The sequence below is a fragment of the Salmonella sp. 741265055_HSA genome (assembly GCF_046569525.1).
Lineage (GTDB): Bacteria > Pseudomonadota > Gammaproteobacteria > Enterobacterales > Enterobacteriaceae > Salmonella > Salmonella enterica.
The window spans coordinates 51,384-72,924 of the sequence record NZ_JBKFSQ010000025.1; the positions used below are offsets into that span (position 1 = coordinate 51,384).

A 21,541-nucleotide genomic window follows, 5' to 3' on the forward strand; every position below is an offset into this window, starting at 1 on the left:
CAGGTCTCCGGAATACCCTGCAATCCCGAGCCACCCAGCGTTGTAACGTGTCGTTTTAGCTACTGGAAGCAGTGTTTTACATGACGCGCAGTTATAGAAAGGACGCTGTCTGACCCGCACGCAGACCGGAGGAAGGAAATCCCGTCGTCTTTCTGGCTACAGGTAGATTCACCTCTGTAACCGAAGTCTTAAGGGAATAATAAGAACAGCATGTGGGCGTTATTCATGATAAGAAATGTGAAAAAACAAAGACCTGTCAATCTGGATCTACAAACGATTCGGTTCCCCATCACAGCGATAGCGTCCATTCTCCATCGCGTATCCGGTGTGATTACTTTCATCGCCGTCGGCATACTACTGTGGCTACTGGGCACCAGCCTCTCTTCTCCGGAAGGATTCCAGCAGGCCGCCGACATTATGGACGGCTTCATCGTTAAATTTATCATGTGGGGCATCCTTACCGCGCTGGCGTATCACGTCATCGTGGGAATTCGTCACATGTTAATGGATTTTGGCTATCTGGAAGAAACATTCGAAGCGGGTCAACGCTCTGCCAAAATCTCTTTTGTTATCACTGTCGTGCTTTCACTTCTCGCAGGAGTCCTCGTATGGTAAGCAACGCCTCCGCATTAGGACGCAATGGCGTACATGACTTCATCCTGGTCCGTGCTACCGCTATCGTTCTGACGTTATACATCATCTACATGGTGGGTTTTTTCGCCACGAGCGGCGAACTGACCTTTGAAGCCTGGACCGGTTTCTTCTCATCGGCCTTCACCAAAGTCTTCACCCTGCTGGCGCTTTTTTCCATCTTGATTCATGCCTGGATCGGCATGTGGCAGGTGTTAACCGACTACGTTAAACCACTGGCAGTGCGTCTGATACTGCAACTCGTTATTGTTGTTGCGCTGGTGGTTTACGTCATCTATGGATTTGTTGTGGTGTGGGGTGTGTAATGAAACTGCCAGTCAGAGAATTTGATGCTGTTGTGATTGGTGCCGGTGGCGCAGGTATGCGCGCGGCGCTGCAAATTTCCCAAAGCGGCCAAACCTGTGCGCTGCTGTCTAAAGTGTTCCCAACCCGATCGCATACCGTTTCCGCGCAGGGCGGCATCACCGTGGCGCTCGGCAATACCCATGAAGATAACTGGGAATGGCACATGTACGATACCGTAAAAGGGTCGGACTACATTGGTGACCAGGATGCCATCGAATATATGTGTAAGACCGGACCGGAAGCGATTCTGGAACTGGAGCACATGGGGCTACCGTTCTCCCGTCTTGATGATGGACGTATCTATCAGCGCCCGTTCGGCGGCCAGTCGAAAAACTTTGGCGGCGAGCAGGCGGCACGTACCGCGGCGGCGGCTGACCGTACCGGTCACGCCTTGCTACATACGCTGTATCAACAGAATTTGAAAAACCACACCACGATTTTCTCCGAATGGTATGCGCTGGATCTGGTGAAAAACCAGGATGGCGCGGTGGTGGGGTGTACCGCACTGTGCATCGAAACCGGTGAAGTAGTGTACTTTAAAGCCCGCGCAACGGTGCTGGCGACCGGCGGCGCAGGCCGTATCTACCAGTCCACCACCAACGCTCACATCAACACCGGTGACGGTGTCGGTATGGCGCTGCGTGCCGGTGTCCCGGTGCAGGACATGGAAATGTGGCAGTTCCACCCGACCGGTATCGCCGGGGCGGGCGTGTTGGTGACAGAAGGCTGCCGCGGCGAAGGCGGTTACCTGCTGAACAAACACGGCGAGCGCTTTATGGAGCGTTATGCGCCGAACGCCAAAGACCTGGCGGGTCGTGACGTGGTGGCGCGTTCCATCATGATCGAAATCCGTGAAGGTCGCGGCTGCGACGGCCCGTGGGGGCCGCACGCTAAACTGAAACTGGATCACCTGGGTAAAGAGGTGCTGGAATCTCGCCTGCCGGGTATCCTGGAGCTGTCCCGTACTTTCGCCCACGTCGACCCGGTGAAAGAGCCGATTCCGGTTATCCCGACCTGCCACTACATGATGGGCGGTATTCCGACTAAAGTGACCGGTCAGGCGCTGACCGTGAACGAGCAGGGCGAAGACGTGGTGATTCCGGGGCTGTTTGCGGTAGGCGAAATCGCCTGTGTATCGGTTCACGGCGCCAACCGTCTGGGCGGTAACTCACTGCTGGATCTGGTGGTCTTTGGCCGCGCGGCGGGGCTGCATTTACAGGAATCCATCGCCGAGCAGGGCGTGTTGCGCGACGCCAGCGAGTCTGACGTTGAAGGTTCTCTGGAGCGCCTGAATCGCTGGAACAATAACCGCAATGGCGAAGATCCGGTGGCTATCCGCAAAGCGTTGCAGGAGTGTATGCAGCATAACTTCTCCGTATTCCGTGAAGGCGACGCGATGGCGAAAGGGCTTGAGCAGTTGAAAGTGATCCGCGAGCGTCTGAAAAACGCCCGTCTGGATGACACGTCCAGCGAGTTTAATACCCAGCGTGTTGAGTGTCTGGAGCTGGATAACCTGATGGAAACCGCCTACGCCACTGCCGTATCCGCCAACTTCCGGACGGAAAGCCGCGGCGCGCATAGCCGCTTCGATTTCCCGGAGCGTGATGATGCCAACTGGTTGTGTCATACCCTGTATCAACCGCAAACGGAATCCATGACGCGCCGAAGCGTCAATATGGAGCCGAAACTGCGTCCGGCGTTCCCGCCGAAGATTCGTACTTATTAATTGCGGAGACAGGATGATGAAACTCGAATTTTCGATTTATCGTTATAACCCGGATGTCGATAACGCTCCGCGTATGCAGGATTACACCCTGGAAGGCGAAGAAGGGCGCGACATGATGCTGCTGGATGCGTTAATCCAGCTTAAAGAAAAAGATCCCAGCCTTTCTTTCCGCCGTTCCTGCCGCGAAGGCGTGTGTGGTTCTGATGGTTTGAATATGAACGGTAAGAATGGTCTGGCCTGTATTACCCCTATTTCGGCGCTGAATCAGCCGGGTAAGAAGATTGTGATTCGCCCGCTGCCCGGTTTGCCGGTGATCCGCGATTTGGTGGTAGACATGGGGCAATTCTACGCACAATATGAGAAGATTAAGCCTTACTTATTGAATAATGGGCAAAATCCACCGGCTCGTGAGCATCTGCAGATGCCGGAGCAGCGTGAAAAACTCGATGGGCTGTATGAATGTATTCTTTGCGCCTGTTGCTCAACATCCTGCCCGTCATTCTGGTGGAACCCGGATAAGTTTATCGGTCCGGCGGGTCTGCTCGCGGCGTATCGCTTCCTGATCGATAGTCGTGATACCGAGACCGATAGTCGTCTGGAAGGGATGAGCGATGCATTCAGCGTATTCCGCTGTCACAGCATTATGAACTGCGTCAGTGTATGTCCTAAAGGACTAAACCCGACGCGCGCTATCGGCCATATTAAGTCGATGCTGTTGCAGCGTAGCGCGTAAGTAGTTGTAGTGGTTGCCGGATGGCGACGTACCGTCTTATCCGGCCTACAGGCGCAATCCCGTAGGCCTGATAAGCGCAGCGCCATCAGGCAATAGAAGTGCAGGAAACCTCTAAAAACTGCCATATGATTAGTAATAATCGAGATGTTCAGAGCGAGACAAGGCGCGGTCTGAACGAATCTTCGGGAGCATAGTTAACTATGTGACCGGAGTGAGCGAAGGCCGCAACGCAGTCGTAGCCTGAACAGCGAAGATTATTAGACAGTTTTTAAAGGTTCCTTAGCGGACGCAGATGACACGACAGTCCGCAACAAGTGAACCCCGGCACGCATACAGCGTATGCGTGGTTAGTATCCACGGCGAAATACTCGTCATAGTTCACGTTGCATGTGCGTTGGCTGCACTTGCTTACCCCGGTCACTTACTGGATGTAAGCTCCCAGGGATTCGCAAGCTTGCCGCCTTCCTGAAACGTGACCTATTTAGAGTATTAAATAAGCAGAAAAGATGCTTAAGGGATCACGATGCAGAACAGCGCTTTGAAAGCCTGGTTGGACTCTTCTTACCTCTCTGGTTCGAATCAGAGCTGGATAGAACAGCTCTATGAAGACTTCTTAACCGATCCTGACTCGGTAGACGCTAACTGGCGTTTGACGTTCCAGCAGTTACCTGGTACCGGAGTCAAACCGGATCAACTCCATTCAAAAACACGTGAATATTTCCGGCGGCAGGCGTTGGCTGGCTCACGTCACTCTTCTACGATTTCCGACCCTGACACCAATGTGAAGCAGGTTAAAGTCCTGCAGCTTATCAACGCTTATCGTTTCCGTGGCCATCAGCATGCAAACCTCGATCCGCTGGGTCTGTGGAAACAAGAACGCGTGGCGGATCTGGACCCTTCTTTCCATGATTTGACCGAGGCCGATTTCCAGGAAACCTTCAATGTCGGCTCCTTTGCCAGCGGCAAAGAGACGATGAAGCTGGGCGAGCTGCTCGACGCGCTCAAACAGACCTACTGCGGCCCGATTGGCGCTGAGTATATGCACATCACCAGCACCGAAGAGAAACGCTGGATCCAACAGCGCATCGAATCCGGTCGTGCGGCCTTTAGCGCTGACGAGAAAAAACGCTTCCTGAACGAACTGACCGCCGCTGAAGGGCTGGAACGTTATCTGGGCGCCAAATTCCCGGGGGCGAAACGTTTCTCGCTCGAGGGGGGAGATGCGCTGATACCCATGCTGAAAGAGATGGTTCGCCATGCGGGTAACAGCGGCACTCGCGAAGTGGTGCTGGGGATGGCGCACCGTGGTCGCCTGAACGTGCTGATCAACGTACTGGGTAAAAAACCGCAGGATCTGTTCGACGAATTTGCCGGTAAGCATAAAGAACATCTGGGTACTGGCGACGTGAAGTATCACATGGGCTTCTCGTCAGATATCGAAACCGAAGGCGGTCTGGTTCACCTGGCGCTGGCGTTTAACCCATCGCATCTGGAAATTGTGAGCCCGGTGGTGATGGGCTCCGTGCGTGCCCGTCTGGACAGACTGGACGAACCGAGCAGCAACAAAGTGTTGCCGATCACTATTCACGGCGACGCCGCGGTGACCGGCCAGGGCGTGGTTCAGGAAACTCTGAACATGTCGAAAGCGCGCGGTTACGAAGTGGGCGGTACGGTACGTATCGTTATCAACAACCAGGTGGGCTTCACCACTTCTAACCCACTGGATGCGCGTTCAACGCCTTACTGCACCGATATCGGTAAAATGGTCCAGGCGCCGATTTTCCACGTCAACGCGGACGATCCGGAAGCCGTCGCTTTTGTGACCCGTCTGGCGCTGGACTTCCGTAACACCTTTAAACGCGATGTCTTTATCGATCTGGTGTGCTACCGCCGTCACGGCCACAACGAAGCCGACGAGCCAAGCGCAACCCAGCCGCTGATGTACCAGAAAATCAAAAAGCATCCGACGCCGCGTAAAATCTACGCCGACAAACTGGAAGCTGATAAGGTCGCAACGCTGGAAGATGCCACCGAAATGGTCAACCTCTATCGCGATGCGCTGGATGCAGGCGAATGTGTGGTGAAAGAGTGGCGTCCGATGAATATGCACTCGTTCACCTGGTCGCCGTATCTCAACCACGAATGGGATGAAGCATACCCGAACAAGGTAGAAATGAAGCGCCTGCAGGAGCTGGCAAAACGTATCAGCACCGTGCCGGAAGCCATTGAAATGCAGTCTCGCGTGGCGAAAATTTATGGCGACCGTCAGGCAATGGCGGCAGGCGAGAAATTGTTTGACTGGGGCGGCGCGGAAAATCTGGCTTACGCCACGCTGGTCGATGAAGGCATTCCGGTGCGCCTGTCCGGGGAAGACTCCGGTCGCGGCACCTTCTTCCATCGTCATGCGGTGATCCACAACCAGACGAACGGCTCAACGTATACGCCGTTGCAGCATATTCACAGCGGTCAGGGACAGTTTAAAGTCTGGGACTCCGTGCTGTCTGAAGAAGCGGTACTGGCCTTTGAATACGGTTATGCCACGGCGGAACCACGTACCCTGACTATCTGGGAAGCGCAGTTTGGCGATTTTGCCAACGGCGCGCAGGTAGTGATTGACCAGTTCATCTCCTCCGGCGAGCAGAAATGGGGCCGGATGTGCGGTCTGGTGATGCTGTTGCCGCATGGCTATGAAGGGCAGGGCCCGGAGCACTCCTCCGCGCGTCTGGAACGTTATCTGCAACTTTGCGCCGAGCAGAATATGCAGGTTTGCGTGCCGTCCACCCCGGCGCAGGTCTACCATATGCTGCGCCGTCAGGCGCTGCGCGGGATGCGTCGTCCGCTGGTGGTGATGTCGCCGAAATCGCTGCTGCGTCACCCGCTGGCGGTTTCCACGCTTGATGAACTGGCGAACGGTTCCTTCCAGCCGGCCATTGGCGAAATTGACGAGCTGGACCCTAAAGCCGTAAAACGCGTGGTAATGTGTTCTGGTAAGGTTTATTACGACCTGCTGGAACAACGGCGCAAAAACGACCAGAAAGATGTCGCTATCGTGCGCATCGAACAGCTCTATCCGTTCCCGCATAAAGCGGTGCAGGAAGCGCTGCAACCATACGCTCACGTCCATGATTTTGTCTGGTGCCAGGAAGAGCCGCTCAACCAGGGCGCATGGTACTGCAGTCAGCATCATTTCCGTGAAGTGATTCCGTTTGGGGCCGCTCTGCGTTATGCAGGTCGCCCGGCCTCCGCCTCTCCGGCGGTAGGGTATATGTCCGTTCACCAGAAACAGCAACAAGATCTGGTTAATGACGCGCTGAACGTCGATTAAATAAAGGATAAATAATGAGTAGCGTAGATATTCTTGTTCCCGACCTGCCTGAGTCCGTAGCGGACGCGACCGTCGCCACCTGGCATAAAAAACCGGGCGATGCGGTTGTTCGTGACGAAGTGCTGGTAGAAATCGAAACTGACAAAGTGGTACTGGAAGTACCGGCATCAGCGGACGGCATTCTGGATGCGGTTCTGGAAGAGGAGGGGACGACTGTCACCTCTCGCCAGATCCTGGGTCGCCTGCGTGAAGGCAACAGCGCGGGTAAAGAGACCAGCGCGAAATCTGAAGAGAAAGCGTCTACGCCGGCACAACGCCAGCAGGCGTCGCTGGAAGAACAAAACAACGATGCGCTCAGCCCGGCGATCCGTCGCCTGCTGGCTGAACACAATCTGGAAGCCAGCGCCATTAAAGGCACTGGTGTGGGTGGGCGTCTGACCCGTGAAGATGTGGAAAAACATCTGGCGAAAGGCGAGTCTAAAGCACCCGCTGTTGAACCTGCAGCACAACCCGCTCTGGGCGCGCGCGGCGAAAAACGCGTGCCAATGACCCGCCTGCGTAAGCGCGTGGCCGAGCGTCTGCTGGAAGCGAAAAATTCCACCGCCATGCTGACGACCTTCAATGAAGTCAACATGAAGCCGATTATGGATTTGCGTAAGCAGTATGGCGAAGTGTTTGAAAAACGTCATGGTATCCGCCTGGGCTTTATGTCCTTCTACGTGAAAGCGGTAGTAGAAGCGCTGAAGCGTTATCCGGAAGTGAACGCCTCTATCGACGGCGATGACGTGGTGTACCACAACTACTTTGATGTGAGCATGGCGGTGTCTACGCCGCGCGGCCTGGTCACGCCGGTCCTGCGTGACGTGGATACGCTGGGCATGGCTGACATCGAGAAAAAAATTAAAGAACTGGCTGTCAAAGGCCGCGACGGCAAGCTGACCGTAGAAGACCTGACCGGCGGTAACTTTACCATTACCAACGGCGGCGTATTCGGTTCGCTGATGTCTACCCCGATCATCAACCCGCCGCAGAGCGCGATTCTGGGAATGCATGCTATTAAAGACAGGCCGATGGCGGTGGATGGCAAGGTGGAAATCCTGCCGATGATGTACCTGGCGCTCTCTTACGATCATCGCCTGATCGATGGTCGTGAATCCGTGGGCTTCCTGGTCACCATCAAAGAGTTGCTGGAAGATCCGACCCGTCTGCTGTTGGACGTGTAGTCAGCAAGAGCATCACCTGCTACCTGTAGGCCGGATAAGGCGTTCACGCCGCCATCCGGCGATGGTGTAATGCCTGATGGCGCGCAGCTTTCAGGCCTACAGGTCTAAAGATAACGATTACCTGAAGGATGGACAGAACACATGAACTTACATGAATATCAGGCAAAACAACTTTTTGCCCGCTATGGCTTACCGGCGCCGGTGGGTTATGCCTGTACTACTCCGCGTGAAGCCGAAGAAGCCGCGTCTAAAATCGGTGCCGGCCCGTGGGTAGTGAAATGTCAGGTTCACGCTGGCGGCCGCGGCAAAGCGGGCGGTGTGAAGGTAGTAAAAAGCAAGGAAGAGATTCGCGCCTTTGCGGAAAACTGGCTGGGCAAACGTCTGGTGACCTATCAAACAGACGCTAATGGCCAACCGGTAAACCAGATTCTGGTTGAAGCGGCGACCGACATCGGCAAAGAACTGTACCTCGGCGCGGTAGTTGACCGTAGTTCTCGTCGCGTGGTCTTTATGGCGTCTACCGAAGGCGGCGTAGAGATCGAAAAAGTCGCGGAGGAAACCCCGCATCTGATTCATAAAGTCGCGCTCGATCCGCTGACCGGCCCGATGCCGTATCAGGGACGGGAACTGGCGTTCAAATTGGGTCTGGAAGGTAAACTGGTGCAGCAGTTCACCAAAATCTTTATGGGCCTGGCAACCATTTTCCTTGAGCGCGACCTGGCGCTAATCGAAATTAATCCGCTGGTGATTACTAAGCAGGGCGATCTGATTTGCCTCGACGGCAAGCTGGGCGCTGACGGCAACGCGCTGTTCCGCCAGCCGGATCTGCGTGAAATGCGTGACCAGTCTCAGGAAGACCCGCGTGAAGCGCAGGCGGCGCAGTGGGAACTGAACTACGTCGCGCTGGACGGCAACATCGGTTGCATGGTGAACGGCGCGGGCCTGGCGATGGGCACCATGGACATCGTTAAGCTGCATGGCGGCGAACCGGCTAACTTCCTTGACGTGGGCGGCGGCGCAACCAAAGAGCGCGTCACCGAAGCGTTTAAAATCATCCTCTCGGATGACAACGTGAAAGCGGTTCTGGTTAATATCTTCGGCGGTATCGTCCGTTGTGACCTGATTGCCGACGGTATCATCGGCGCGGTGGAAGAAGTGGGCGTGAACGTTCCGGTGGTGGTGCGTCTGGAAGGCAACAACGCCGAACTCGGCGCGAAGAAACTGGCTGACAGTGGCCTGAATATTATTGCAGCGAAAAGTCTGACGGATGCAGCTCAGCAGGTTGTTGCCGCAGTGGAGGGGAAATAATGTCCGTTTTAATTAATAAAGATACCAAGGTTATCTGCCAGGGCTTCACCGGTAGCCAGGGGACTTTCCACTCCGAACAGGCGATTGCTTACGGTACGCAAATGGTCGGCGGCGTAACGCCGGGCAAAGGCGGCACCACGCATCTGGGTCTGCCGGTGTTCAACACCGTGCGCGAAGCGGTAGAAGCTACCGGTGCGACCGCATCCGTTATCTACGTGCCGGCGCCGTTCTGCAAAGACTCCATTCTGGAAGCGATCGACGCAGGCATCAAACTGATTATCACCATCACCGAAGGTATTCCGACGCTGGATATGCTGACCGTGAAAGTGAAGCTGGACGAAGCGGGCGTACGCATGATCGGCCCGAACTGCCCAGGTGTGATCACCCCGGGCGAATGCAAAATCGGCATCATGCCGGGTCACATTCATAAGCCGGGTAAAGTGGGTATCGTTTCCCGTTCCGGCACGCTGACCTATGAAGCGGTTAAGCAGACTACTGACTACGGTTTCGGCCAGTCCACCTGCGTGGGTATCGGCGGTGACCCGATTCCGGGCTCTAACTTCATCGACATACTGAAACTGTTCCAGGAAGATCCGCAGACTGAAGCGATCGTGATGATCGGTGAGATCGGCGGTAGCGCAGAAGAAGAAGCGGCGGCTTATATTAAAGACCACGTGACCAAGCCGGTTGTTGGCTATATCGCGGGCGTTACCGCGCCGAAAGGCAAACGTATGGGCCACGCTGGCGCCATCATTGCCGGTGGTAAAGGTACCGCTGATGAGAAATTCGCTGCTCTGGAAGCGGCTGGCGTGAAGACGGTTCGCAGCCTGGCCGATATCGGCGAAGCGCTGAAAGCAATTATAAAATAAAACTCGCTGTTCCTGCGGGAACAGATAAATGTCCGTTTTCGACATGGTTGGCCACCTTTACGGTGGCCTTTTTTATGGCTTTATTGTTTGTGGCAAAGTACGGGTGAAGCATCCGGGATATAAAATTATTGGCTTTGTAAATATTGAACTATAGGAAAATAATGCCTCATTAAAAAAACATGGTGGAGTCTAAAAATAATTGATAATAACCGTCTGGCAGCGGCAGTAAATTTACTCAGTTTGCTGGTTAACTCTTTTGCAGCAAATACAGATGCTGTCTTAGTGAAATACCTGCCGACCTCACTGGAGACGGATTATGCGCTTTCCGCCATGAAAAAAACGCATTGCAGCATTACACTATGTTGACGCTAACCTCTATAGTAAATTGACGCTTGACTCTGTGGCCGCGCATGTTTGCCTGAGCGCGAACTACATGTCTCCTCAGATGTATCGCGCTTACACAGACTGCTTGTTTAATGGCAGAATAAAACAGCTATTTTAATCATAAGAGTACCGGCATTATTTCCCTGAAGTATTAAAGATATCGTTTAATAAATTATATGAACTTTTGCTGGTTAAAAGAGGTTAACTTTAAAAATTATTAAGAACTTATTGACACTATTCGTTCGTGATTAATCATGTTTAAAGGGTATTTATGGCTGCGAATAAACAGAATTATCACTATGAGTGACGTAGAAATTGAGGGTAAATCTGTGAAGGTGATAACAGAATCTTCACTATAATAATTATAGAGAGGCAAATACGGTGTTATTGAAATAAAGAAAAATTAGCGAATAAAATGTTTGTTTCTGGCTATCTAGAAAGCTTATTAGCGATAATTAAGGCGATAACCTGGCAAGATGATCCTGGCCGTTAGTCGTCGGGAAAGGGAAGTTGGGGCAGGGTAATCCCGGTGGGATGATGGCGCGTGTGCAATGAGATAGTTTCTTGGCGGTGTTAATTATAAGTAAAATAAAAATAGACTAAATGTATAAAATAATAAGTGTTGATAACCTACAGAAAAAAATCTGTGAGCTATTTAGCAATAATTGAACATCAATGTGGAATGTTTTTTACTGGATGAGGGGCAGTAAAAAACGCACAAAATGTTTAGCCTTACCGAATAAGCCTCTTTTTACAGGGGGTTTGAAATTACTCTTTGCAAAAACAAAAAGTTAACAAAAAATTCACCATGCATTCAATGAATAAACATTATTAACATTAACTTCAAAAATTGATTTTAATCAATATTTAAATGTTGGAAAAGAGCATCAAAACTGGTTAAATTGTCCGTGATCAAATTCCCTGAAAAGCGATAGATTAGCCATAAATTGATCGCTGTCGAAAAAAGCAAATCTGACCCACTAAAAACCTGTTTATTGTAAGGGTTTTACGGCGTAATATATTTGCGGGATCAATTTGGGTTTTTTATTAACATGTTTGTAACTTTTCATCATTACTGTTTCCTTCCCGAGGGGATAGTACGATGAGAGGCCGCAAATAAATTTGTATTGGGGCATGCGTGTGACCCTTTCTAACGGGGTTCACTCTCGGAGTCTTCATGCGATGAGCAAGGAGTCATGATGTTAGATATAGTCGAACTGTCGCGCTTACAGTTTGCCTTGACCGCGATGTACCACTTCCTGTTTGTGCCGCTAACGCTCGGTATGGCGTTCCTGCTGGCCATTATGGAAACGGTATACGTCCTTTCCGGCAAACAGATTTATAAAGATATGACCAAGTTCTGGGGCAAGTTGTTTGGTATCAACTTTGCTCTGGGTGTGGCTACCGGTTTGACCATGGAGTTCCAGTTCGGGACAAACTGGTCGTACTACTCCCACTATGTTGGGGATATCTTCGGTGCGCCGCTGGCCATCGAAGGTTTGATGGCCTTCTTCCTCGAATCCACCTTTGTAGGTCTGTTCTTCTTCGGCTGGGATCGTCTGAGTAAAGTTCAGCATATGTGCGTCACCTGGCTGGTGGCTCTGGGGTCCAACCTCTCCGCGTTGTGGATTCTGGTAGCGAACGGCTGGATGCAAAACCCAATCGCTGCGGATTTCAATTTCGAAACCATGCGTATGGAAATGGTGAGCTTCTCTGAACTGGTACTGAACCCGGTAGCACAGGTGAAATTTGTTCACACTGTGGCGTCCGGCTATGTCACCGGCGCGATGTTCATCCTCGGTATCAGCGCTTACTACATGCTGAAAGGTCGTGACTTCGCCTTTGCTAAACGCTCCTTTGCTATTGCTGCCAGCTTCGGTATGGCTGCCGTACTGTCCGTTATCGTACTCGGTGACGAATCCGGTTACGAAATGGGCGACGTGCAGAAAACCAAGCTCGCTGCGATTGAAGCCGAATGGGAAACGCAACCTGCTCCGGCCTCCTTTACCCTGTTCGGTATTCCTGACCAGGACAAACAGGAAAACCATCTGGCGATTCAGATCCCTTATGCGCTCGGCATTATCGCTACGCGTTCCGTGGACACGCCGGTTATTGGCCTGAAAGATCTCATGGTTCAGCATGAAGAGCGTATCCGTAACGGGATGAAAGCCTATGAACTGCTGGAACAGCTGCGCGCCGGTTCTACCGACCAGGCCGTTCGCGACCAGTTTAACAGCATGAAGAAAGATCTCGGTTACGGCCTGCTGCTGAAACGTTATACGCCTAATGTGACTGACGCGACCGAAGCGCAGATCCAGCAAGCGACGAAAGATTCCATTCCTCGCGTTGCGCCGCTGTACTTCGCTTTCCGTATCATGGTGGCGTGCGGCTTCTTGCTGCTGGCGATCATCGCACTCTCCTTCTGGAGCGTGATTCGTAACCGCATCGGTGAGAAAAAATGGCTGTTGCGCGCGGCGCTGTACGGTATTCCACTGCCGTGGATTGCGGTTGAAGCAGGTTGGTTCGTCGCCGAGTATGGTCGTCAGCCGTGGGCGATCGGCGAAGTGTTGCCGACAGCCGTAGCGAACTCATCGCTGACCGTGGGCGATCTGCTGTTCTCCATGTTCCTGATTTGCGGCCTGTATACCCTGTTCCTGGTGGCAGAATTGTTCCTGATGTTCAAATTTGCACGCCTTGGCCCAAGCAGCCTGAAAACCGGTCGCTATCACTTTGAGCAGTCCACCGTGACTTCTCAGCCGGCACGCTAAGACAGGAGTCGTCAAATGATCGATTATGAAGTACTACGTTTTATCTGGTGGCTGCTGGTTGGCATTTTGCTAATTGGTTTCGCCGTCACCGATGGGTTCGACATGGGGGTGGGGATGCTCACCCGTTTCCTCGGTCGTAACGACACCGAACGTCGAATTATGATTAACTCTATCGCCCCGCACTGGGACGGTAACCAGGTGTGGCTGATCACCGCGGGCGGCGCGTTGTTTGCTGCCTGGCCGATGGTTTACGCTGCGGCGTTCTCCGGTTTCTATGTAGCGATGATCCTGGTGCTGGCGTCGTTGTTCTTCCGTCCGGTCGGTTTTGATTACCGTTCCAAGATTGAAGACCCGCGCTGGCGCAACATGTGGGACTGGGGCGTGTTCATCGGTAGCTTTGTGCCGCCGTTGGTGATTGGCGTGGCCTTTGGCAACCTGTTGCAGGGCGTACCGTTCCATGTAGATGAGTATCTGCGTCTGTACTACACCGGTAACTTCTTCCAGTTGCTGAACCCGTTTGGTCTGCTGGCGGGCATCGTAAGCGTAGGGATGATCATCACGCAGGGGGCGACTTACCTGCAAATGCGTACCGTTGGCGAACTGCATCTGCGCGCGCGCGCCACCTCGCAGATTGCGGCGTTGGTGACATTAGTGTGCTTTGCGCTGGCGGGCGTTTGGGTAATGTATGGTATTGATGGTTATGTCGTGACATCCGCGATTGACCATCATGCCGCCTCTAACCCGCTGACTAAAGAAGTGGTGCGTGAAGCTGGCGCCTGGCTGGTGAACTTTAATAATGCTCCGATCCTGTGGTTGGTTCCGGCTCTGGGCGTGGTTCTGCCGCTGTTGACTATCCTGACTTCCCGTATGGAGAAAGGCGCGTGGGCATTCCTGTTCTCTTCGCTGACGTTGGCCTGCATTATTCTGACGGCGGGTATCGCTATGTTCCCATTTGTGATGCCGTCCAGCACGATGATGAATGCCAGTCTGACCATGTGGGATGCGACATCCAGCCAGATGACGCTGAACCTGATGACCTGGGTTGCGGCGGTGTTCGTACCGATCATTCTGATCTACACCAGCTGGTGTTACTGGAAAATGTTCGGTCGTATCACTAAAGAACATATTGAAAGCAACACCCACTCTCTGTACTAAGTAAGGAGCTTAAAATGTGGTATTTCGCATGGATTCTGGGAACGCTTCTTGCCTGTGCATTCGGGATCATTACCGCCCTGGCGCTTGAGCACGTTGAAGCGGGTAAAACCGGTCAAGAAGAAAGCTAATGACCCATATTATCGCAAAACTGTATGCGGTAATGGACAAGCGCCCCTTAAGGGCGCTTTCCTTCGTGATGGCGATAGTGCTGGCAGGATGTATGTTCTGGGACCCGTCACGGTTTGCCGCCAGGACCAGCACGCTTGAAATCTGGCACGGATTATTGCTGATGTGGGCGGTTTGCGCAGGCATAATCCACGGTGTGGGTTTTCGCCCTGAATCCGTACACTGGCAAGGGATTTTTTGTCCGCTCCTGGCGGATATCGTCCTTATCGTCGGCCTGATTTTCTTCTTCTTGTGAATAAGAAACCTCCTTAAAAATATAGGGGCTTGCATAAGCCCATATATTTTTACTCTCCCTTAACTTCCCCCCATTCCCAAGCCTCATTCCCACGCGTATAGTAGCAACGTTTAAAAGCTCTACTTTTGTTGCATTACCGGGATGTAAAGTGAATACAAGGCGATATACAACGGCATTCTTGAGGCATTACGGCGGCAAGCGGATGACGCCAACAAAGAGGCTGCAGGGATGAATAAGTATATGTTTCGATGGCCAATTCGAGTTTATTACGAAGACACGGACGCCGGCGGTGTGGTTTATCACGCCAGCTATGTCGCTTTTTATGAAAGAGCGCGCACGGAGATGCTGCGTCACCATCACTTCAGTCAACAGGTGCTGCTGGCGGAGCGGGTCGCCTTTGTGGTGCGCAAGATGACGCTGGAATACTATGCGCCTGCGCGGCTCGACGATATGCTTGAAGTTCAAACAGAAATTACGTCAATGCGTGGCACCGCTTTGGTTTTCACGCAACGCATTGTCAACGCAGAGAACACGCTGCTAAATGAAGCAGAGGTTCTGATTGTTTGTGTTGATCCACTCAAAATGAAGCCTCGTGCGCTTCCTAAGTCTATTGTCGCGGAGTTTAAGCAGTGACTGACATGAATATCCTTGATTTGTTCCTGAAGGCAAGCCTTCTGGTTAAACTTATCATGTTGATTTTGATTGGTTTTTCAATAGCATCCTGGGCCATCATTATCCAGCGAACGCGTATCCTGAACGCCGCTGCGCGTGAGGCGGAAGCGTTTGAAGATAAATTCTGGTCCGGAATCGAACTATCGCGTCTGTACCAGGAAAGCCAGGGGAGACGCGATAGTCTGTCGGGCTCGGAGCAAATCTTTTATAGCGGGTTCAAAGAGTTTGTCCGGCTCCATCGCGCCAACAGCCATGCGCCGGAGGCCGTGGTAGAGGGGGCGTCGCGTGCGATGCGCATCTCCATGAACCGGGAGCTGGAAACGCTGGAAACGCATATCCCGTTTCTTGGCACGGTAGGCTCTATCAGTCCTTATATCGGTCTGTTTGGCACTGTATGGGGGATTATGCATGCGTTTATCGCCCTGGGCGCGGTGAAACAGGCGACTCTGCAAATGGTTGCGCCGGGTATTGCCGAAGCATTGATTGCCACGGCGATTGGTCTGTTTGCCGCCATCCCTGCGGTTATGGCTTACAACCGACTGAATCAGCGCGTGAACAAGCTGGAACTGAATTACGACAACTTTATGGAAGAGTTCACCGCGATTCTGCACCGCCAGGCGTTTACCGTAAGCGAAAGCAACAAGGGGTAAGCCATGGCCAGAACGCGTGGACGAGGTCGTCGCGAACTTAAGTCCGAAATCAATATTGTACCGCTGCTCGACGTACTGTTGGTGCTGCTGCTGATCTTTATGGCAACCGCGCCGATCATTACCCAGAGCGTGGAGGTCGACTTGCCGGAGGCGAATCAGTCGCAAGCGGTCAGTAGTAACGACGATCCACCGGTCATTATTGAGGTTTCCGGAGTAGGGCAATACAGCGTAGTGGTTGATAAAGATCGAATGGATCAACTGCCGTCTGAACAGGTGATCGCAGAAGTAAAGCGTCATCTGCAGGCTAATCCGAAAACAGTCTTTTTAATCGGCGGCGCGAAAGAGGTGCCGTACGATGAAATAATTAAAGCGCTGAACTTGTTACACAGCGCGGGCGTAAAATCGGTTGGCTTAATGACGCAGCCAATCTGAAGTCTGCGTCCCGTTGGCTTGAAAGACGGCGAGTAACAGGCGAACAGTTTTTTGGGAACCGAGAGTGTCAAAGGCAACCGAACAAAACGACAAGCTCAAACGGGCGATAATTATTTCAGCCGTGCTGCATATCATCTTATTTGCAGTGCTGATCTGGAGTTCGTTTGATGAGCATATAGAGGCTTCTGCCGGCGGCGGCGGTGGTTCCGCTATCGACGCGGTGATGGTCGATCCTGGCGCCGTTGTGCAGCAGTACAACCGTCAGCAGGATCAACAGGCCAGCGCCAGACGCGCGGAAGAAGAGCGTAAAAAGCTGCAACAGCAGCAAGCAGAGGAGCTGCAGCAGAAGCAGGCTGCCGAACAGGAGCGGTTGAAACAACTTGAGAAAGAACGTTTAGCGGCTCAGGAGCAGCAAAAGCAGGCTGAAGAAGCGGCAAAACTGGCGCAACAGCAACAGCAACAGGCCGAAGAAGCGGCGAAAGCGGCGGCGGACGCGAAGAAGAAAGCAGAGGCCGAAGCGGCGAAAGCGGCGGCGGACGCGAAGAAGAAAGCAGAGGCCGAGGCGGTAAAAGCGGCGGCGGATGCGAAGAAGAAAGCAGAGGCCGAAGCGGCGAAAGCAGCGGCGGACGCGAAGAAGAAAGCGGAAGCCGAGGCGGCGAAAGCGGCGGCGGAGGCGAAGAAGAAAGCGGAAGCCGAAGCGGCGAAAGCTGCGGCGGCGAAGAAGAAAGCGGATGCCGAGGCGGCGAAAGCGGCGGCGGAGGCGAAGAAGAAAGCGGATGCCGAGGCGGCGAAAGCAGCGGCGGACGCTAAGAAGAAAGCCGCTGCTGAAAAAGCGGCCGCCGCAGAAGGCGTCGATGATCTGCTTGGCGATCTCAGCTCGGGTAAGAATGCGCCGAAAACCGGCGGCGGCGCGAAAGGGAATGGTCAGCCATCGAAAGATAGCGGTACATCGGGTGCTAACGGTGGGGCGACAGGCGCTGATATCAGCGCCTACGCGAAACAGATTCAGGTCGCGATTCAGAGCCGTCTGTATGATGCGAGCCTGTACCAGGGCAAACAATGTGTCTTGCATATTAGCCTGGCGCCGGATGGCTCATTAAAAAGCATTACGTCTGAGGGCGGCGATCCGGCGCTTTGTCAGGCGGCGTTAATGGCGGCAAAAACCGCGAAAATTCCTAAACCGCCAAGCCAGGCTGTTTATGAGAAAATAAAGGATGCCAAACTAGACTTTAAACTGTAGATACTTTTCTTTATGGAAGTTGGAGCAGTTGAGTTGTTACTGGTCCTGGTGGTTTTGTGTATTTGAGTTTGTTAACATTCTGCTAAATTATCGTGGGTCGCAGGCCCAGGTATGGGAGATATGATGAAGCAGGCATTACGAGTAGCATTTGGTTTTCTGATGCTGTGGGCGGCGGTGCTGCACGCAGAAGTCCGTATCGAGATCACCCAGGGGGTGGACTCGGCGCGACCGATTGGCGTTGTGCCTTTTAAATGGGCCGGGCCGGGCGCTGCGCCTGAAGATATCGGCGGCATCGTGGCGGCAGATTTACGCAATAGCGGTAAATTTAATCCGTTAGACCGGTCACGACTGCCGCAGCAGCCAGCCACCGCTCAGGAAGTTCAGCCTACCGCATGGTCTGCGCTGGGTATTGATGCTGTCGTTGTTGGACAGGTCACGCCGAATCCTGACGGTTCCTACAATGTTGCTTATCAGCTGGTTGACACTGGCGGCGCGCCGGGGACTGTACTGGCGCAAAACTCTTATAAAGTGAACAAGCAGTGGCTGCGTTATGCAGGCCACACCGCCAGTGACGAAGTCTTTGAAAAACTGACGGGCATTAAGGGCGCGTTCCGTACTCGTATCGCCTATGTGGTACAGACTAACGGCGGTCAGTTCCCGTATGAACTGCGTGTGTCGGATTACGATGGCTACAATCAGTTCGTAGTGCACCGTTCTCCGCAGCCGTTGATGTCTCCGGCGTGGTCTCCGGACGGCTCAAAACTGGCTTACGTGACATTTGAAAGCGGTCGCTCCGCGCTGGTTATCCAGACGCTGGCAAACGGCGCAGTGCGTCAGGTTGCGTCCTTCCCGCGTCACAACGGCGCGCCGGCCTTCTCGCCGGATGGGACGAAACTGGCGTTCGCGTTATCGAAAACCGGAAGTCTGAACCTGTACGTTATGGATCTTGCTTCCGGCCAGATTCGTCAGATAACGGACGGGCGTAGCAACAATACGGAGCCGACCTGGTTCCCGGACAGCCAGACTCTGGCCTTTACCTCTGACCAGGCTGGACGTCCGCAAGTGTATAAAATGAACATTAACGGCGGTGCGGCGCAACGTATTACCTGGGAAGGTTCGCAAAACCAGGATGCGGATGTCAGCAGCGACGGTAAATTTATGGTAATGGTAAGCTCAAATAACGGGCAGCAGCACATTGCCAAACAAGATCTGGTGACGGGGGGCGTACAGGTTCTGTCGTCAACGTTCCTGGATGAAACGCCAAGTCTGGCACCTAACGGCACGATGGTAATCTACAGCTCTTCTCAGGGGATGGGATCTGTGCTGAATTTGGTTTCTACAGATGGGCGTTTCAAAGCGCGTCTTCCGGCAACTGATGGTCAGGTGAAATCGCCTGCCTGGTCGCCGTATCTGTGATAATAATTAATTGATTACTAAAGGAATTAAAGAAATGCAACTGAACAAAGTGCTGAAGGGCCTGATGATTGCCCTGCCTGTTATGGCAATCGCGGCATGTTCTTCCAACAAGAACGCCAGCAATGACGGTAGCGAAGGCGGCATGCTGAACGGCGCCGGCACTGGTATGGACGCTAACGGCAACGGCAACATGTCATCTGAAGAGCAAGCGCGTCTGCAGATGCAGCAGCTGCAGCAGAACAACATCGTTTACTTCGATCTCGACAAGTACGATATCCGTTCTGACTTCGCGGCAATGCTGGACGCGCACGCTAACTTCCTGCGTAGCAACCCGTCTTACAAAGTCACCGTAGAAGGTCACGCGGACGAACGCGGTACGCCTGAGTACAACATCTCCCTGGGCGAACGTCGTGCTAACGCCGTTAAAATGTACCTGCAGGGTAAAGGCGTTTCCGCTGACCAGATCTCCATCGTTTCTTACGGTAAAGAAAAACCTGCCGTACTGGGCCACGACGAAGCGGCTTACGCTAAGAACCGTCGCGCTGTACTGGTTTACTAAGAGAATTGCATGAGCAGTAACTTCAGACATCACCTGTTGAGTCTGTCGTTACTGGTTGGCATAGCGGCCCCCTGGGCCGCTTTTGCTCAGGCGCCAATCAGTAGTGTCGGCTCAGGCTCGGTCGAAGACCGCGTCACTCAACTTGAGCGTATCTCTAACGCTCACAGCCAGCTTTTAACCCAACTTCAGCAGCAGCTCTCCGATAATCAGTCTGATATCGATTCTTTGCGCGGCCAAATCCAGGAAAATCAGTATCAACTGAATCAGGTGATGGAGCGCCAGAAGCAAATTATGCTGCAGCTGGGGAGCTTAAATAATGGCGGCGCAGCGCAGCCTGCGGCTGGCGACCAGAGCGGGGCGGCAACCGCTGCGACCCCCGCCCCGGATGCCGGTACGGCAACCTCAGGGGCGCCGGTACAAAGTGGCGATGCGAATACCGATTACAATGCGGCAATTGCGCTGGTGCAGGATAAGTCTCGCCAGGATGATGCGATTGTGGCGTTTCAGAACTTCATCAAGAAATACCCTGATTCTACTTATCAGCCGAACGCCAATTATTGGCTGGGCCAGTTGAATTACAACAAGGGTAAAAAAGATGATGCCGCCTATTATTTCGCCTCGGTAGTAAAAAACTATCCTAAGTCGCCGAAGGCTGCGGACGCGATGTACAAAGTTGGCGTTATCATGCAGGACAAAGGTGATACGGCAAAAGCGAAAGCGGTTTATCAGCAGGTGATTAACAAATATCCTGGCACTGATGGCGCGAAACAGGCGCAGAAGCGTCTTAACGCGATGTAATGCGTACCATGCGACCAGAAAACGCCTTTTTTCTGGTCGCGTCGTGCGATTCCTAAGCAGTTGAGCCCTCTGCGTCGAAATTTTTGTTGCGCTCAAATCTGAAATCAGTAATATATGCCGCCGTTGCCACGGGATATTAAACAACTCGAAAGCAACGTAAAAGTGGGTCGTTAGCTCAGTTGGTAGAGCAGTTGACTTTTAATCAATTGGTCGCAGGTTCGAATCCTGCACGACCCACCAATCGTTCGGTGGAAACGAGAATAAAGCGTGAAGGATAACGTTGCGTCAGCAACGGCCCGTAGGGCGAGGCAAAGCCGAGTCATCCTGCACAACCCACCACTAACTTCGGTTAGTCAGTAATATCCAGCGTAGTATCGGGTGATTAGCTCAGCTGGGAGAGCACCTCCCTTACAAGGAGGGGGTCGGCGGTTCGATCCCGTCATCACCCACCACTCGGGTCGTTAGCTCAGTTGGTAGAGCAGTTGACTTTTAATCAATTGGTCGCAGGTTCGAATCCTGCACGACCCACCAATTTTCTAATTGGTGCCGAGTAAAAATATTTCAGGTAGCACCCGTATGGGTCGTTAGCTCAGTTGGTAGAGCAGTTGACTTTTAATCAATTGGTCGCAGGTTCGAATCCTGCACGACCCACCAATATACAAGGTGGTAACTGGTAGAGAACGTGAAGGATAATGTTGCTTTAGCAACGGCCTGAAGGGCGAGGCGAAGCCGAGACATCCTGCACGACCCACCATCCTGAATGATTGAAGCAGTAACCCTTATCCAAGGGGTCGTTAGCTCAGTTGGTAGAGCAGTTGACTTTTAATCAATTGGTCGCAGGTTCGAATCCTGCACGACCCACCAAT

The 21,541-nt window shown here is 53.0% G+C and carries 19 protein-coding genes and 5 tRNA genes; all 24 read left to right on the forward strand.

Features of this window, described 5'->3' with window-relative positions; translation table 11 throughout:
- Positions 1 to 210: 210 nt before the first annotated feature.
- The 24 genes from sdhC to ACLD4K_RS14835 all read left to right on the forward strand — a co-directional run bounded on the left by sdhC (position 211) and on the right by ACLD4K_RS14835 (position 21,539).
- Complete coding sequence (gene sdhC / locus ACLD4K_RS14720) at positions 211 to 615, forward strand: succinate dehydrogenase cytochrome b556 subunit (protein ID WP_000263340.1); 405 nt, start codon at positions 211 to 213, stop codon at positions 613 to 615.
- Positions 609 to 956: a succinate dehydrogenase membrane anchor subunit gene (sdhD, locus tag ACLD4K_RS14725; RefSeq protein ID WP_000254356.1), complete on the forward strand. Its 348-nt coding sequence runs from the start codon at positions 609 to 611 to the stop codon at positions 954 to 956. Before sdhC ends, sdhD begins: the two co-directional genes overlap by 7 nt.
- Positions 956 to 2,722: a succinate dehydrogenase flavoprotein subunit gene (sdhA, locus tag ACLD4K_RS14730; RefSeq protein WP_000775561.1), complete on the forward strand. Its 1,767-nt coding sequence runs from the start codon at positions 956 to 958 to the stop codon at positions 2,720 to 2,722. The genes sdhD and sdhA overlap by 1 nt, the downstream gene beginning before the upstream one ends.
- Positions 2,723 to 2,738: 16 nt before the next feature.
- Positions 2,739 to 3,455, forward strand: a complete 717-nt coding sequence (gene sdhB, locus ACLD4K_RS14735) for a succinate dehydrogenase iron-sulfur subunit SdhB (protein ID WP_001727709.1) — start codon at positions 2,739 to 2,741, stop codon at positions 3,453 to 3,455.
- A 523-nt stretch (positions 3,456 to 3,978) separates the two neighbouring features.
- The gene (sucA, locus tag ACLD4K_RS14740) at positions 3,979 to 6,780 is read left to right on the forward strand and encodes a 2-oxoglutarate dehydrogenase E1 component (protein WP_001181500.1); all 2,802 of its coding nucleotides are present in this window, start codon (positions 3,979 to 3,981) and stop codon (positions 6,778 to 6,780) included.
- 14 nt (positions 6,781 to 6,794) lie between these two features.
- On the forward strand, positions 6,795 to 8,003 hold the full coding sequence (gene odhB, locus ACLD4K_RS14745) for a 2-oxoglutarate dehydrogenase complex dihydrolipoyllysine-residue succinyltransferase (protein ID WP_000099858.1): 1,209 nt from the start codon (positions 6,795 to 6,797) through the stop codon (positions 8,001 to 8,003).
- Positions 8,004 to 8,144: 141 nt separating this feature from the next.
- Positions 8,145 to 9,311, forward strand: coding sequence for an ADP-forming succinate--CoA ligase subunit beta (gene sucC / locus ACLD4K_RS14750; protein ID WP_001048590.1), 1,167 nt, complete (start codon positions 8,145 to 8,147; stop codon positions 9,309 to 9,311).
- The gene (sucD, locus tag ACLD4K_RS14755; RefSeq protein WP_000114631.1) at positions 9,311 to 10,180 is read left to right on the forward strand and encodes a succinate--CoA ligase subunit alpha; all 870 of its coding nucleotides are present in this window, start codon (positions 9,311 to 9,313) and stop codon (positions 10,178 to 10,180) included. Before sucC ends, sucD begins: the two co-directional genes overlap by 1 nt.
- Positions 10,181 to 11,763: 1,583 nt before the next feature.
- Positions 11,764 to 13,332, forward strand: a complete 1,569-nt coding sequence (gene cydA, locus ACLD4K_RS14760; RefSeq protein WP_000884369.1) for a cytochrome ubiquinol oxidase subunit I — start codon at positions 11,764 to 11,766, stop codon at positions 13,330 to 13,332.
- A 15-nt stretch (positions 13,333 to 13,347) separates the two neighbouring features.
- Positions 13,348 to 14,487, forward strand: a complete 1,140-nt coding sequence (gene cydB, locus ACLD4K_RS14765; RefSeq protein WP_057514492.1) for a cytochrome d ubiquinol oxidase subunit II — start codon at positions 13,348 to 13,350, stop codon at positions 14,485 to 14,487.
- Between the two features lie 14 nt (positions 14,488 to 14,501).
- A complete protein-coding gene (gene cydX, locus ACLD4K_RS14770) occupies positions 14,502 to 14,615 on the forward strand; it encodes a cytochrome bd-I oxidase subunit CydX (RefSeq protein WP_000270278.1) in 114 nt (37 codons plus the stop codon).
- Positions 14,615 to 14,908: a cyd operon protein YbgE gene (gene ybgE, locus ACLD4K_RS14775; RefSeq protein ID WP_000148790.1), complete on the forward strand. Its 294-nt coding sequence runs from the start codon at positions 14,615 to 14,617 to the stop codon at positions 14,906 to 14,908. Before cydX ends, ybgE begins: the two co-directional genes overlap by 1 nt.
- Before the next feature lie 228 nt (positions 14,909 to 15,136).
- Positions 15,137 to 15,541: a tol-pal system-associated acyl-CoA thioesterase gene (gene ybgC, locus ACLD4K_RS14780; RefSeq protein WP_001046240.1), complete on the forward strand. Its 405-nt coding sequence runs from the start codon at positions 15,137 to 15,139 to the stop codon at positions 15,539 to 15,541.
- Entirely contained in the window at positions 15,538 to 16,230 is a 693-nt protein-coding gene (tolQ, locus tag ACLD4K_RS14785) for a Tol-Pal system protein TolQ (RefSeq protein WP_000131318.1), read from the forward strand. Before ybgC ends, tolQ begins: the two co-directional genes overlap by 4 nt.
- A gap of 3 nt (positions 16,231 to 16,233) precedes the next feature.
- On the forward strand, positions 16,234 to 16,662 hold the full coding sequence (gene tolR / locus ACLD4K_RS14790) for a colicin uptake protein TolR (protein WP_000124676.1): 429 nt from the start codon (positions 16,234 to 16,236) through the stop codon (positions 16,660 to 16,662).
- Positions 16,663 to 16,726: 64 nt separating this feature from the next.
- A complete protein-coding gene (gene tolA, locus ACLD4K_RS14795) occupies positions 16,727 to 17,902 on the forward strand; it encodes a cell envelope integrity protein TolA (protein ID WP_411012069.1) in 1,176 nt (391 codons plus the stop codon).
- Positions 17,903 to 18,025: 123 nt separating this feature from the next.
- Complete coding sequence (tolB, locus tag ACLD4K_RS14800) at positions 18,026 to 19,318, forward strand: Tol-Pal system beta propeller repeat protein TolB (RefSeq protein ID WP_001562341.1); 1,293 nt, start codon at positions 18,026 to 18,028, stop codon at positions 19,316 to 19,318.
- A gap of 34 nt (positions 19,319 to 19,352) precedes the next feature.
- Positions 19,353 to 19,877 (forward strand): peptidoglycan-associated lipoprotein Pal, encoded by a 525-nt coding sequence (gene pal / locus ACLD4K_RS14805; protein ID WP_001176621.1) that lies wholly within the window; start codon positions 19,353 to 19,355, stop codon positions 19,875 to 19,877.
- A gap of 9 nt (positions 19,878 to 19,886) precedes the next feature.
- Entirely contained in the window at positions 19,887 to 20,675 is a 789-nt protein-coding gene (gene cpoB, locus ACLD4K_RS14810) for a cell division protein CpoB (RefSeq protein WP_000097547.1), read from the forward strand.
- 164 nt (positions 20,676 to 20,839) lie between these two features.
- A tRNA-Lys gene (locus ACLD4K_RS14815) sits at positions 20,840 to 20,915 on the forward strand.
- Positions 20,916 to 21,051: 136 nt separating this feature from the next.
- Positions 21,052 to 21,127, forward strand: a tRNA-Val gene (locus ACLD4K_RS14820).
- Positions 21,128 to 21,130: 3 nt separating this feature from the next.
- Positions 21,131 to 21,206: transfer RNA gene (locus ACLD4K_RS14825), tRNA-Lys, on the forward strand.
- A gap of 47 nt (positions 21,207 to 21,253) precedes the next feature.
- Positions 21,254 to 21,329, forward strand: a tRNA-Lys gene (locus ACLD4K_RS14830).
- A 134-nt stretch (positions 21,330 to 21,463) separates the two neighbouring features.
- Positions 21,464 to 21,539, forward strand: a tRNA-Lys gene (locus tag ACLD4K_RS14835).
- The last annotated feature ends 2 nt before the right edge of the window (positions 21,540 to 21,541 follow it).